The organism is Cohnella nanjingensis, from assembly GCF_014212125.1.
Lineage (GTDB): Bacteria > Bacillota > Bacilli > Paenibacillales > Paenibacillaceae > Cohnella > Cohnella nanjingensis.
This window is the reverse complement of the sequence record NZ_JACJVP010000019.1, coordinates 42,961-58,248: the sequence shown is the minus strand read 5'-3', so window position 1 is coordinate 58,248 and position 15,288 is coordinate 42,961. Positions and strand designations below refer to the sequence as shown.

The following is a 15,288-nucleotide window of genomic DNA, read 5'->3' as shown; positions in this document are numbered from 1 at the left end:
AAAATTCATTCATCCATCCAACCGGCTTCGTCGCCGTTCCCTTACTTGGCTGCGTTGACCTCTTTGGTAATGTCGTCCCCGCCGAGCTTCCGCCATTTCGTCACGTAAGCGTCGAACTCGTCGACGGGCGCCGCTCCCATAATGATTTTCGTGAACGTCTCGCTGCGCATCTGGTTAAGCGTCGCTCCCTTTTGCGTCGTCGACTCCGTATCGGCTTTGATGTAGCCGTTTTGCAGGAACAGATCATTCTTGTCGTAGGATTCGATCACGTTGAACGCGCTGTTGTCGGGACCTGCCCAAGCATAGCCGCTCCAGAGCTTATTATCGCCGGCTTTGTAATTCTCGATCTGTTCCACGTTATCCTTGACCCAGTAATTCTCCAAAACCGATTGATCCTTTTCATTGAAATATTTGTTCACGCTCTGATGGATGAATAGGTTCTGCTGCGGGTAGAACGACGTCATCGTGGCCAATTGATAGTTTTGATCCGGTATTTTTTCTTGCTCGCCGTTCTTGCCGTGATAAGCGGGATCGAAATCCGGGCTGATCGCCGGGTCTTTGGCATAGAAATAGTTGTAAAGCTTGACCGCTGCTTCCGGGTTTTTCATTTTCTTGTTGACTACGTAGAACGTGGCTGCAGAGCCGTTAATCATCGGCTTGGCCGGTACGCTGTCTACGGAGACAATCGGGAACGCCTGCCAATCCGCTTTCGGGTCCTTGTTCTTCGCATCCTGCAGAGGGTAGAACGGGTTCCAATGCTGGCCGTAAAGCATGCCGACCTTGCCGGCCGTTACCGACTCGGCGACCTTCGCGGTGTCTTTGACGGAAAATTCCTTGTCGATATATCCGTTCTTGTACATTTCCGCCAGCTTGGCGAGCGCGCTCTTGATTGGCGGCTGTATTCCCCCAAAGACAAGATTGCCCGATCCGTCATCGATCCACCCGTTCACGTAACCGTGATAGCCTTCGAAGAAACCGTCAAGCACGGCAAAACCGCCCATCAGGTCCTTCACGAGCCCAAGTCCGTAGGTATCGTTAGCTCCGTTCCGGTCCGGATCGTTTTTAGTGAAAGCCTCCGCGATTTTCATGACGTCGTCTATCGTCTTTGGAGGCTCCAGACCGAGATTTTTCAGCCAATCCGCCCGAATCCAAATCATCGATGCCGCATCAATGGCCCCATTCAGTTGCGGGATACCCATGAGTTTGCCTTCCACAGTCGCCTGATTCAAACCGATGTTCTTGTCGGCTTCCATCATTTTCTTTGTGAAATCGGAGGCGTACTGATCAAACAGCTGCGTGATATCCATAGCGACACCGGTATCAACCAGCATCTTAAATTGACGGGGATTGGCAGGGATGATGTCCGGCAAATCGTTTGAAGAAATGGCCACGTTCATTTTTTGTTCCATCTGCGCCCCTGGTACCGTCCAAAGGTATTTAATCTTGATGCCCAATTCCTTCTCATAGCCGCGGGTCCATATGTTGTCGTTCACAACATCCGGCTTGATGGCGACGGATTTCTGCACCTGATCGCTTAAGCCCATAACCGATGTAACGGTAATCGGAGAATCGTATTTCCCTTTCGCGTCCTCCGCCTTGGAGACGGCAGCTTCCCCCGTGTTGTCGTTCGATGTTTGGCTTGCTTGCGATGAACGATCGCTTTCATTGTTCGTTGTATGGTTACCGCTGCAGGCAGCAAGAACCAGAATGGCAGCCGTTAGGACGGCAGTCGCGAGGATTTTGGGGTATGAAGCTTTCTTTTCCATGCACGTTCCCCTTTAATCATGATTTACAGTGGCCACTGTGCTTACATTATAGAAAGGATTGAAGCGTTTTCATATCATCATTTCTTTACGGCCCATTCATTTGTTTACCTGCAAAATGCATCCCTGTATTCTTGGGGGGCAAGACCCGTCAGCTTCTTGAAGGAACGAGCAAAGTTCGAAGCGGAACCGTACCCGAGCGTTGCTGCAATGTCGTTGATGCGGTTCTCGGAATCGGCCAGCAGCTGCTTGGCCCGGTCTAACCGGACCGTCTGGATGAATTCGGAAAGGTTAAGACCGGTTTGTTGTTTAAAGAAGCGGGACAGATAGGTCGGATTGAAATGAACCAGATCCGCAAGCCTCACAAGGGAAATATCCTCGTGAAGATGCGCGTCGATATAGACTTTGACTTTGGTGACGATATCCTGGGACCGAGCCTCCTGCTTATCGGTACGCAGCATCTCCGTCCCTGCGCCCAATCGGTAATCAAGCAGGAGAGCGAGCGATTGATTCGCTTCCGCAATTCGCTCCCATTCGATCGTCTCCGTGCTGACCGCAAACGAAACCGTCCGTCCGATCGTTTCCTTTGCGGCCCTTTGGATCGTTTCGAGCGTTTCGCGGATGAACAGTCCGATTTGCTCCTCTCGATGGTCGGAGACTTCAGACCCGTTGCTTGTGTTTTTCGCCTGCAGGAGCCATGCCATTAGATGTGATCCGGAAGCGGTCATGACGCTCTCCACAAGCGGCGAAAAATACCGCTCGGCAATCAGACGGATCGTCTCGACCGCTGCCTTCCTGGCCCTATATCCGGACGGAACTGGCGGGAATGGCGCGTCAAAGCGGCAGACGGCCATCCAGATCGGCTTAAAGGGATGGAGAGGCATGCCGAGCCGCATCAACTCTTCGGCAATATCGGGACCGGCCTCCATCTCTCCGCACAGCGCGGCTGCCAGCATGTCCTGCAACATCATCTCGTTCCACGCCTGAAGCCTTTCTTCCGCCTCGGCGATCAGCGCTTCGGCGCGAAGCGACCGCTCAATCTCCGCTATGGTCTGCCCAACGGCCTCCATGACCTTGCCATACCCTTCCGTTTTCAGAATATATCGGACTGCGCCGTGCTCCATGGCGCGGTGCGCATAGTCAAACTCCTTATAACCGGTCAGAAAGATCACACGGCAGGAGGGCCAACTGCTTTTAACATGATGAAGCAATCCGATTCCATCCAGACCGGGCATACGAATGTCCGATATGATTATATCGACTTTCATCCGGCCCAATAGTTCGAGCGCTCCTTTCCCGGAGTAGACGCGATGCACATCCATTTCCCATTCGCCGCACTCTTTGAATTCTTCATATAATCCGTCGGCGATAATCGGTTCATCATCGACAATCAAAAGCGTATACATGGGGATCCCCCTTCTTATTCAGTTCGTTGTCAACCGAATGGTCACAACGACGCCGAACTTGCCGCTTGCCATGCAGAGCCCGCTCTCGTTCCCGAGAAGCAGCCTGATCCGCCGGTGTATATTGAGCAAGCCCGTGACTTCCGCATGTTCGTTTGATTCGATATCGGACTCGAACTTGCGGAGCTGCTCGTCCGTCATCGGCGCTCCGTTGTTCGCTACTTCGATACGCAATCCGTCTTGCTCCGGAAGGAACCGGATGTTCAAGAGACCGTTCTCTTCCAGATTCTCCAGACCATGCTCGAAAGCGTTCTCCAGAATGGGTTGCAGAATTAACCGCGGCACAATTACGTTTGTATAGGCCGGCGGCAGTTCGCCGAACTCCACCCGAATTCTGTTGGAGAATCGTATGGACTGTATGTCGCAATAGGTTCGCGCGTGGTTTACTTCCTGCTCCAGGGTTACCTCATCCGAAGCATTTCGGGTTACGAATTGGAAATACTCGCCCAGCTGAAGCTGAAATTTCATTAATTGCTCATATTCGCCCCGCTTGGTCATCGTGTATAGGATAAAAAAACTGTTATAGAGAAAATGAGGGTTGATTTGGGCTTGCAGCTGCTTCAGCTCCGCCCGCTGCACCATGATGGTCTGCTTATAGTTCTGGTCGATCAGCGCTCGCAACCGCCCAAGCATCGAATTGAATCTGTCATAGAGAAACCCAAACTCGTCTACAAATCGATGGCCGATCGTGAAATCCATGTCTCCGTTCTCAAGCCGTTTAAAACCTCTGATCAGGGTATACAGCGGCATCCTGATAAAGCGGAGAATCGCCAGCGAAAAAAGAATGATGATCAATAGTACGGCAATCGAAAGCAGCCAGAACGAGGATTCGTATTTTCTCAGTCCGGCAAACAGAGCGCTCTCTGGAATATAGCTGACCAGTGTAAGACCCAGATAAGATGAAGTGCTATAAATATAAAGATAAGGCTTGCCTTGTACAGTAACTGAACCTCGGCCGCTGTCGGAATTGCCTACCATGAAGCGGATGCGTTCCTGAGTCGGTGTAGCTACACTGTCTGAAATCAGCAAATGCTTGCGGGCGTCCATAAGGAACGAACCGCTATTCTCGTTCAGATTGAATTGCTGTAGCGACTCCTTCAGTTGAGGGAGGGATAGCTTGATCAGCACAGCATACAAAGGCTGGAGGCTCTCCTTGATGTAGTTCGGCGGAAAAAAAGCGTTAAGAAAGAGATGCTCATCGCTATAAACCAACTGCGAAGGCGTCGAGCTGTCGAAGAGGGTCATCCGTTTCAAATCCGTCTCTTGCAAATCTCCTATACTGCCTTCTGCAGGAATCGTTCGTCGAACGGAGGGTATGTAAGCGATTACATTTTCAATGTAATTACTACCGTTTTTAATCGCGCTCAGCCTCTGCTGCAGTTTGTTCAAATAATAGCCGCGTTCGTAATTGTCCATGAACGAATCACTATTGGCGAGCCGGTTAATATCGTCATTGTAAAGCGCATCAGACTGCACCAGCTTAAGTCCCTGGATCTCCTTTTCGATTTTATCCAAATAGTAGGACATCTGCGCCGCCTTTGTATTGAGAATTTCCCTTTTGATCGCGGTCACGCCCCACTTGTACATGCTGATGCCGATGCCATACAGCGGTACCATAATGATCAGAAAGGTAAGGACCAGCCGCATAAATATCGATCTTCGCCAAAAGCCGACTACCTTCAAAGGGCATCTCTCTCCTTATCTACAATCGACATGAGAAAAAGCCCTGGACCTTTGGCGGCTTGGGCTTTCCTGTACGTTTAGCAGTCGCAATCGGGAGGGTTGGGGTGTATGAAGCTTTCTTATCCATGCACGTTCCTCATGTGTTTACATTATAGAACGGAATTAATCGTTTTCATATCATCATTTCTTTACGGTCCATTCATTTTTTTACCTGCAGAACGGGTGAAGTTCGAAGCGGAGCCGCATCTGAGTACATGAGCCGTTGCCCACGCGATTCGTACATCCCCTGCAATCACAAATCCTTTGTACAAAAAAGCCCGAGGACATGAGTTCCATCGGGCTTCACCAGACATATACGGAATCGCCAAGGCCTTAAGTAACCTGGAGTTTCGCACGGTTCCTCTTATCTAAATAAAACTTTTTCAACATTGTATTTCGCCTGCAAAGTATTAATGATATAGGTCTCGTAAATTTCTCTGTCGAGGGGGTCCTCCACAACACAAACTTCGATTTTCGTTACTTCGTCACGATGATTTTTCATCGGGGATACGGTATCTTCGAAATGCTTCTTGATCCTCGGTCTTAGCTTTCTTGCTTTCCCTACAAACAATAGTTCATCCTTGGCGTTGTAAAACATAAAGATTCCGCCCGTTTCTCTCGTGATCAGGTGGAAATCGGTAAACCCGTAAATGTTGCTCAGCTCGGGAGCAACCTGCTTATGAATGGTAACATCCGGCGTTGGTATCGTAATGTTAATCAAATTCGTTGCACTTCCTTTTCTCTTTAAACATAAATACTATCACAATTCCCGACGCCATGAGCATCCCTCGCTAAAAAAAATGGGGCCGTTCCGAATATAACTTCGGAACGACCCCTGTCGACCGGGGAATTCCCCCGAACGACTCGGCCGTCAAACGGAGCCGAAACCGCTAAACCTCGATTAAATCAACTCGGACTTCACGAGCAGACGCTGCATCATCGCGGCGACTTCCGCCCGGGTCACCGGCGCTTTGGGCGCGAGCGACGCCGGGCCTCTGCCCGTCACGACGCCGGCCTGCACGCTGTCGGCGATGCCCGCGGTTGCCCAAGCCGACGCGTCCTTCGCGTCCGCGAACGGCTGCAGCCGCTCTTCGACGCTGACGGGAGGCAGCTTCGCCTGGAGACCGGTGAGCTTCATCGCGTTAGCCAGAATCGCCATCGCTTGCTCGCGGGTGATGCTGTCGTTCGGGCGGAACGTGCCGTCCGCCATGCCGTTGATCAGTCCATTGGCATGGGCCGCGCTTACCGCGCCGGCATACCAATCCGAAGCGCGCACGTCGGAGAACGGCGCCGTTCCGGTTTCCGGACGGAGTCCCAGCGCGCGCACGACGATGGCGGCGAACTCGGCGCGCGTGATGTTGCGATCCGGGCTGAAGCGGCCGTCTCCCGTGCCGTTCAGCACCATGCGCGAGCCCATCTCGTTCACGGCATCCTTCGCCCAATGCGCCGCCATATCCGTGAAGGCGACCGGGTTCCAGATGACCGCGTACGTGCTGTTGGTCAGGCTGTTGATCGTGGCGTAGTCCTTGCCGTCGATCCGTTCGATCTTCGTCGGGACGTGGCGCACGCTGCCGTCCGGATCGACGACGACGCCCGTCGTGATCTTGGCGGGATCGACCCCGTCCGGAAGGGCGATCGTCCTCTTCACGTAGGCGTGGAAGGACGAGAGGTCAAGAACCGTATCCTTGTAGATGCCTCGGATCGTAAATTCGACCGGCGGCAGCGCCAAGATGAACTTGCCGCGATCCGCCGCGTCCTGCACCGCCTGCAACCGGCCGGCCGTCGGCGCGGCGATCTCGACTTGGAGCTTGATGTCCTCCAGCGCGACGGAAGCGCCAAGCCGCTTCGCCAGCGACTCGATGTCCAGCTGCAGCGCCGGAATCGTGTACGTGGCGCCCTCGGTTCGGATCTCGAGGATGGCCGCCTTGTCGGCCATCCTCTTGATCATCCGGCCGTTCAGCTCCCCGACGATCACGTCGGCCTTGGCCCGGACGGGAACGGCGACGAGCGCGCCGCTGCCCTCGGCGGCGAGCTTCGCCTCGAGCTTTTGCTCGTCGATCGAGATCGTGAGCACCGATTGGCCGTTGCGGGTCGACGTCGCCGCCGTGCCCGCGCTCTCCGACTTGCCGTTCACCAGAATGTCCACCGAGGTGCCGGCCGGATCGGCCGGTTGGGAATGACCGGACGGCATGCTCGGACCGCTAGGGCCGGAAGGTCCCGTCGGGTCGGTCGGATCTGTCGGATCGGTCGGATCTGTCGGATCGGTCGGGCCGCTATCCGACGGCTGGATCGCCGATTTCGTCAGCGTAATCCCGCCGAAACGCACGATGTTGCCGTTGCCGTCTACTTCATACACGCCCACATAGTCCCCGGCTTGCACTTCGGGGATATCGTGGCCCGGCACGTAATCCCGAATCATCGTGCCGCCAGTCGGCAAGGGATCGCCTACGTACGGTCGCCCGATCGGGCTCGACGAGACGAGCACGAAAATCCGATGCCCGTCAGCGACGGTTACCGAAGGAATCTTCGTCGTGCCTGCGGCGCTGCCCGGCACGGCTGTCGGGGCGGGCTCAAAGAGCGGCACGCGAACCCCGAAAACCTGCAGATACGGATAACCGTCGTTGCGCTGAGGATCGAGCGACCAAGTGCCGCCCAGATCCCAGCCTTTAGAGAGGATCAGTTCGGCGTCCTTCATCATGTCCGACGAGGCATTGCTGCCGATCTCTCCGTCTTGCCGGCCAAGACCCGACAAGGTTTCGTCGAAGTACAGCTGGTTGAAGTGCGAGCCCTCGTTCACCTCTTCGCTCGCATAAGCGAACCCATAGGTGGAAGAAGCGACCCCCGCGAGATGTCCGGCTGCATAGCTGTAGCTGATCTCATGCCATCGATCGAGGAGGCCGATATAGCCGCCCACTTGCGTCTCGCCCGTCACGTTAGCTCGGGTATACGTATTGACATACTTGCCCGCTATGGAAAGGCCGACGAATCCGCCTACCGCATCTGCGCCCGTGACGAGATTGTCCGGGACAAAGACGCGATCCATCCAGGCGTTGCTTACAATTCCTGCCAAGCCGCCGACGTTCGTAGTTCCCGAAACGTTGCCGGATGCGTATGCGTTCTCGATTCGAACGCCCCATCCGAGCCCGATCAGCCCCCCTACGCTATCGGAGCCCGACACCGAACCGGTGGCATAGCTATTCTTGATGAAACTGATCACGTTCCCCGTATTCATGTCATAGCCTTCGATATATCCGACTAATCCGCCGATTTCCGAGTTCTGTGCCACAATCGAGGCTGAGGACGAGGAATTTTCGATGGTAACGCCCTTGGAGACCATGCCGATTAATCCCCCTATTGTTTTGCGGCCGTAAATCTCCCCGGTGACCTGAACGCCGGAAACGATCGACTGCTCGGCATAGCCTGCCAAAGCCCCTACCTGTCTTCCCGCGCCCGAAGTGCTTTCCTTGATGCGGACGTCGACGAGATCGACGTTACGGACTTCCGCTCCCTGCAAGGCGTTAAACAAACCCAGGCCCGCTTTGTCGGAAGCAATGAACAGGTTGCGAATCTGGAAGCCGCGGCCGTCGAACGTTCCCCGGAAAGGCGCCTCTCCACCGATCGGTTTCCATCCCTCGCCTGTATTGAAGGGAGCGATGTTCAGATCGATATCGCTGACGAGCACGAAGTGCTTGTCCAGATATTGGCGCACCTTGTCCAGTTGCTCCCCGTTCGCGATCTCGTACGGATGCTCGGCCGACCCGTCGCCGCCTGCGAATTCCGCCGGCACGATTCGCGGCCAAATCAAGAACGGATACCCTTCATTAACCGGCGGATCGATCTTCCACACCCCGGTGAAGTCCCAGTCCGCGAATGTAGCCTGCTGCTTCATGGCTTCAGTGGTTTGGCCGAGCGAGCCGTCCGGTACCGGCCCTGTATACATATCGCTATTAAAGTAGGATTTCACGATCGACCTTGGAATGCCCGATCCGACGAGCGGACCCTTTTGAATACTAAACGATATGGGCGTGTCGATGGTCGCGGCGGCATAGGCACGATCAATTGTAGCCCCGTTGCCATAGCCGACGAGGCCGCCCGCTTTATCGTCCGCTGCTACCTGCCCCCGGAAGTAGGCGTTCCGGATGACGGTCGCTTCGGACATGCCGACCAGCCCCCCGGCTGTGCCGAGCTCACCCGAAGCCTTAACTTGTCCTCCCGCGGAGACGCGCTGAAGATCGGCCCCCACCGTGCGCCCGACCAGCCCGCCGACGCGGTAGTCCCCTTTGACGTTGACGTTGGCCAGGTTCAAATTGCGAATCTTGCCTAACGGGCGAATAAATCCGAACAATCCGACCTCCGGTTCGTTGCGATCGATGGACAAATTGGAAATCGTATGGCCGTCCCCGTCGAAGACGCCGGCAAAGTTGCGGAAGTTGTCGGAGATGCCGATCGGCTTCCAGCCTTTCCCGCGGTTGTATCCAGCATGGCCTCTGGACAGATACGGTTGCAGATCGATATCCGCGTCAAGCTTGAAATAGCCGCTCAAATAATTGTTCACGTTCTGCAGCTGCTCCGGCGTGGAGATGAGATACGGATCTTCCTCCGTACCGTCTCCGCCGGAAAACGGCGCGACGGAAGGGGCTTGCGCCGCCAAGAATGTCGTGATCGCGAACGTCCCGCTTACCGAATCGAACGTATTGAACAGTTCTTTCGTGATTTGGTTCGTGGCGGTGTCGATGACGAACGTTTTCTCCCGGTTCGGCGTAGGCGCGTATACGAATTTGCCGTCCGGGGAAATGGCCATCGCTCTCGTCTGGCAGCCGCTCGAAGGGCAATTATCGAACGGGATCGTAGCTATTTCAACCCGGGTTTGCGTGTCGATCACCGAGATGGAATTGCCAGTGCCGTTGGACACGTAGAGGAATCTGCCGTTCGGCGTAATTTCCGAAGACTCCGGTCCACGACCGACCGGAATCGGCTCATCGAATCGGCCGGTGCGCAGATCGAGCACCCTGACCTGATTCCCTGGTTTGTCCGCCATATAGAGGTAAGTCCCGTTCGGATCGACGGAAGCGTTGGTCGTATAGAAGACGCCGACTGGGATCGACTGGACATAGCTCCCCGTGGCCGCATCGAATATCCCGATGCTGGCTGGTTGAGGAACTCCCTGCAAGATGATGCTGCTGCAAACGACGTACAGGTGAGGCCCCACAACGACGATCGCAGTCGGCGTCGATGACACTTGCAGCGTACGGACGACGGACAGCTTCTCCGTATCGATGACGGAGACCGTTTGGTCCGTTTCATTGGCCACGAACGCCCGGCTGCCGTCCGGAGTGAAGGTGATGCTCCCCGGGTAGCGCCCAACTGGGATCGACGTGACGACCTCATCCGTCGCCGGATCGACGACGTAGACCGCGCCCGACTCATCCGAGCGCCTGGCGGAGATAAGGACTTGTTTGCCGTTCGGGTTCACCCCGGAGTTTACGGGAGAGCCGTCGATTTGAATTTTGTCGGCTTCGATCCCCCCCGTCCCCATATCGACCACGTGGATTTTTTCGTTGGTGCCGGGCAAGTAAGCTTTGTAATAGGAATCCGGATAAGCAGGCACATCCGGCGCGGCTCCCGCTGGCAGAGGCGGCAGCAGCGTCAGCAGCAATGCGACGAGCGCGAACAAGCTGACTCCCCTTTTCATCAACTTTCCTTTGAACATGGTGTCTCCCCCTGTAGGAATAAGAATCTTCATTGGCGAAAGTTCGTCCGCGATGGCAAAAAAAGACGAACTCCGACAAAGGTCGACTCCATCATACAAAACCGCTCTAAACAAACGATAAACAAGCCCTGCAGCCCCGAACGTCAAAAAGCCTCGAATCGTCCAAGACGATTCAAGGCTTCGAGGGTTCTCGGTCCCGCCGATTAGGACGGCTCGATCGCGCGGCGGAGGAGGTCCAAAAGCGCGGGATCCGGACCGGTGCCGAGCTCGCGGCGCATGATCGTCTCGAGCTCCCGATATTGGCGCAGCGCCTCGTGGTTTCGGCCCATCGCGAGATACAGCCGGACGACCTCCTGGTGAATATCCTCTCGGATGGGGTCCGCCTTCAGCATTTCTTCGTAATAACGCAGCGCTTGCGGAAGCTCGCCGTGCCGTTTCTCGTATCTGGCCGCGCGCTCCAGCAGCTCGAGTCGATCCCGCTCGAGCCTGCGCGCGAACTCGGCAGCCCATTCGTACGGCCTCCCGTTCAACAACTCTCCCGCATACAGCGCTTCCGCCTGCCGGAACAGCTCCGGATCGTGCCTCGGATTGAGCCGGATTTGCTCGGACATCTGCTGAAACGCGTACAGGTCGCAAAACACGAGGTTCTTGTCGATGCGCACTTCGTTTCGGTCGGACTGGATGCAGGCGGAGGCATTGGCGCCCCCGAGCGCTTTCCGAATGTAGTAGAGGTTGGTGTTCAGATTGTTGAGCGCCTTGTCGGGATGCAGATCCGGCCACAACGCGTCTACGATCTCCTCCCGGCTCGCCGCGCTCCGGCAGACGAGATAGGCGAACAGCTCCTCCGTCTTCGGACTCCGCAGCTTGACCGTCTCGCGGCTGTTGTCCGGCAGCCACAGCCCGATTTGAAGCCCCCCGAACAGCCGGATCTCCAGCGCCTTTTCGACGGCCGGACCGCGGGAGCGCCCGCGCAGCCGGCTCAGCGTCTTGCCCAACCGCTCGGCGGTCACCGGCTTCATCAGGTAGTCGACCGCGCTCCGTTCAAAGGCCTCCACCGCGTATTCGTCATAGCCGGTGACAAAGACCGTCGCGATCCCCGCGTTCAAATCCGACAGCAGGTCCGACAGCCGCATCCCGTCGATTTTCGGCATCGAGATGTCCAAAAACGCCACGTCGACCGGATGTTTGCCGGCGTAGCGATAGGCTTCCGCGGGATCTTGAAACGTCCCGCACACCTCCACCTCCCGGCTTTCGGCCAGGATGCGGCCGAGCCGCATAATCGACAGCTCTTCGTCGTCCACGATCATCGCGCGAATCATGTGCCTGCCTCCTCTCCGATTCCGTGCTGCGCGGGAAGATCGAACGAGATGCGCGTCCCTGCGCCTTCCCGGCTCTCGATGCGGAGCTCCGCCCCGTACAGGAGTCGGATGCGCTGTCCGATATTCCACAGCCCTACCCCGTTTTTGTCCGCATCCGCGCGCAACACTTCCGCCACCATTCGTTCGCTCATGCCGCAGCCGTCGTCCTCGATGGCCATGTGAAGCCCCGCTTCCGTTTCGAGAACGCGGACGACGACTTTGCCCCCTTGGGGTCTGGACATGACGCCGTGCCGGATCGCGTTCTCGACCAGCGGCTGCAGGATGAGCGGAGGAATGAGGACCGCGGGATCGGCATCCAAATCGTAGGTCACCTGCAATCGTGAGCCGAATCTAGCTTGCTCGATCTGCACGTACGCCCGGATGAGCTCCAGCTCGTTCGCCAAGGTCGTCAGCGAGTCGAGCTGCTTGAAGTCGAAGCTGCTGCGCAAGTACCGCGACAGCTCCAGCGTCAGCGTTTCCGCCTGAAGCGGCGCCACGACGCACAGTTCGGCGATGGCGTTCAGGGCGTTGTACAGAAAATGAGGCTTGATCTGCGAACGCAGGAAGGCGATCTCCGCCTGCTTGACGTCCTTCGCCGAAGCTCTCAGCTTGGTCAGGCTGCGGACGCGGGCCACGAGCTCTTCTGCTTCGAACGGCTTGCCGACGATATCGTTCGCCCCGTTTTCCATCGACAGCCGCACGTCGGCTCCCCGGTCCTTGGCGGTCAGCATCAGCACCGGCAGCTCGAGCGGCGAGTACCGCTCCCGCACCCGCTTCAGCACCTCGTAGCCCGACAGATCCGGCATCATGATGTCCAGGATGACCAAGGCGAAATTCGTCGGGCCGGCCAGCTCCTCCAAGGCCAAGCGCCCGCGGTGTACCACGACGACGGAATACCCTTCCAGGCTGAGCAGATTGATCATCGACTGCAGATTGGCGAAGTCGTCGTCCACCACGAGGATCGTCTCGCCGATCGGTCCCCGGATCCGAATCGGGTATTCCGCATGCGCGAGAGGCGTTGCTCCGAGCATGGGCTCGATCGCCGCCGCCATCTCCGCGGATGCGCCCGCGGCGGGGGCCTCCGACAGCGGCAGCGTGAACGCAAAAGTCGCCCCCTCGCCTAGAACGGACTGCACGCGGATCTCCCCTCCGTGCAGCTCCACCAGCTTGCGGGTGATGCTGAGGCCGAGACCGGTACCGCCGGCGTGCTTCGCATTCGCGACGTCCGCCTGTTCGAAGGCGAGGAAGATCCGCTCTTGCATCTGCGGCGCGATGCCGACGCCCGTATCCGCCACGCGGATCTCCGCGCGTTCGCGGCCGGCCCGGGCGGTGACGCGGACCGATCCGCGGTCCGTGAACTTGATCGCGTTGCCGATCAGATTGTGAAGGATCTGCATCAGCCGGTTGCCGTCGGCCCAGACGGGCGGAAATCCGTCCGGGATGCCGTTCTCGATCGCGACCGGCTTGCCTCCGAGCAGAAACTGATGAATGCGGACGACGGCGTCGACCGCCGCCTTCAGATCGACGGGATTCCGATACAGCGCGATATCGCCGTTCTTCATCTTCGAATAGTCGAGCAGTTCGTTCACCAGATGGGTCAGCTTGCGCCCGCTCCCCATCACGATGGACAGATTTTGCGCCTGCGCTTCGCTCAGCGGGCCGCCGATGCCCCGCAGCAAGGTGTCCGTGATGCTCACGATCGCGTTCAGCGGCGTCTTCAGCTCGTGCGACGTATTGGACAAAAAGTCGTCCTTGACCTTGTCCAGCCGGACCAGCTGGTCCTTCATCTTTTCGATCGTATGATAAGATTCGAAAAATCGCAGGACGACCAGGAAGATCAGGATGACGTTGAACAGGACGAGATAGATTTGGCCGGGCCAGAAGCTGCGCTTAAGAGAAAACGCGAACAGGATGACGTCCAGCGAATACAGGTTGATGCACAAGATTGCCGTATACAGCAGCAAGGACAGCGTGCGGCCGCTCCCCGCGCCCGTCACGTAGAGCCAGGCAACCCGGAGCAGCAGCCAGAGCATCATCAACTCGTAAACCACGATCACGTAGCTCTGGATCGGGACGTATACGCGGATCGGCAGCACCGCCGCCATCGCCATGAATACGGCGAGCACGATGCCCGCGGCCTGCGCGAGCTTCAGAGAGACGACGTTCTTCTGCAACCGATACGTAACGACCGTCAGAATGATGAAGCAGGCGATCGAGCTGATGTCCTTGATCCGGTAGATCGTCTCGTAAGGGACGTCCTTGAGGAAGAGGAGCAGCGGGCGTTCTCCGGTCAAGCCGTTGTATACCGCGTACAGCAGGCAGATGACGGCAAACGCCAAGTAGGAGTAATCCTTGTTGCGATAGACCGATGTGGCGATAAAGCAGAAGAAATAGATCAACGCGAGCGTGCAAAGGATCGCGAGAATCGTATATTCGCGCGCGACGCCCTGCTGCTGGGCGCCGATCATCGGTGCCTGCTCGCCGAAATAGAGGGAGACGGGAATGCCGCCGTTCGTGTAATTAAAATTGGAGACTTGGACGATAATCTCGACCGAGGAGCCGTCCGCCGAAAAAGCGCCGAACTGGGAGGTGTTGCCCATGCGGTAGCCCGAGGCGTCCAGGGACGTATGTCCGTCTGCAAAAAGAGGTTGACCGTTCACGAAGACTGCGCTGGCGAACCGGATATTCGTTTTTTTCAGGGCATAGACGCCCGCGTGGGGGAGATTCGTCAACGTGAGCCGATAGGTGGCGCTGCCGTATGCGGGCAGGACGAGACCGTCCGCGTGCTTGCCCTTCCACGCCGACGGCACCTTCATCAAGGTCGGCCCGAGCGGCCGGGCCTCGTCCGCCGATGCGAAAGCTTCGGGACCGAGCAGCCGGTTCCAGTAGAACTCCCATTCCCCGTCCAGCGGGATGCGCTTGTCCCGCTCGGGGTGCCAAGCGGACAGATCCAGCACGCCATGGCGGGCCCGGAGCTCCGGTCGGTTAGGAGAGCGATCGCCGAGATAGGAGATCGGGATGAGCGAGAACGCGAGCAAGCCGATCAGGAGGATGACGACAAACCTTTTGAGCACGGGACCTGCTCCTTTGGGCGAATAAGCGCGCGGGGAGTTTGACGACGAGCCCTGCGTTCGCGCGTTCTCTAACTATAACCCAGGATCAGGAAGACCGCATCTGTTTTTGCGCGGAAAACCGACAAATCGCGACAGCGCCGCCGCTGGCCGGATCGCCTGAAAAATGGGAGTAACTCTTGATGGCGATAAAGTAAGATT

General features: G+C 57.0%; 7 protein-coding genes. All 7 read right to left on the bottom strand.

Features of this window, described 5'->3' with window-relative positions:
- Nucleotides 1-41 precede the first annotated feature (41 nt).
- Nucleotides 42-1,544: an extracellular solute-binding protein gene (locus tag H7C19_RS11360; RefSeq protein WP_221469193.1), complete on the bottom strand. Its 1,503-nt coding sequence runs from the start codon at nucleotides 1,542-1,544 to the stop codon at nucleotides 42-44.
- Nucleotides 1,545-1,870: 326 nt separating this feature from the next.
- Complete coding sequence (locus tag H7C19_RS11355; RefSeq protein ID WP_185142761.1) at nucleotides 1,871-3,169, bottom strand: response regulator transcription factor; 1,299 nt, start codon at nucleotides 3,167-3,169, stop codon at nucleotides 1,871-1,873.
- A gap of 18 nt (nucleotides 3,170-3,187) precedes the next feature.
- Nucleotides 3,188-4,909: a cache domain-containing sensor histidine kinase gene (locus H7C19_RS11350; RefSeq protein ID WP_185142760.1), complete on the bottom strand. Its 1,722-nt coding sequence runs from the start codon at nucleotides 4,907-4,909 to the stop codon at nucleotides 3,188-3,190.
- A gap of 403 nt (nucleotides 4,910-5,312) precedes the next feature.
- Complete coding sequence (locus tag H7C19_RS11345; protein ID WP_185142759.1) at nucleotides 5,313-5,669, bottom strand: nucleotide excision repair endonuclease; 357 nt, start codon at nucleotides 5,667-5,669, stop codon at nucleotides 5,313-5,315.
- A 180-nt stretch (nucleotides 5,670-5,849) separates the two neighbouring features.
- Nucleotides 5,850-10,658 carry an S-layer homology domain-containing protein gene (locus tag H7C19_RS11340; RefSeq protein WP_185142758.1) on the bottom strand — a complete coding sequence of 1,603 codons (4,809 nt, stop codon included), beginning with the start codon at nucleotides 10,656-10,658 and terminating at the stop codon, nucleotides 5,850-5,852.
- 203 nt (nucleotides 10,659-10,861) lie between these two features.
- The gene (locus H7C19_RS11335) at nucleotides 10,862-11,977 is read right to left on the bottom strand and encodes a BTAD domain-containing putative transcriptional regulator (protein WP_185142757.1); all 1,116 of its coding nucleotides are present in this window, start codon (nucleotides 11,975-11,977) and stop codon (nucleotides 10,862-10,864) included.
- Complete coding sequence (locus H7C19_RS35460) at nucleotides 11,974-15,090, bottom strand: ATP-binding protein (RefSeq protein ID WP_185142756.1); 3,117 nt, start codon at nucleotides 15,088-15,090, stop codon at nucleotides 11,974-11,976. Before H7C19_RS35460 ends, H7C19_RS11335 begins: the two co-directional genes overlap by 4 nt.
- Nucleotides 15,091-15,288 lie beyond the last annotated feature (198 nt).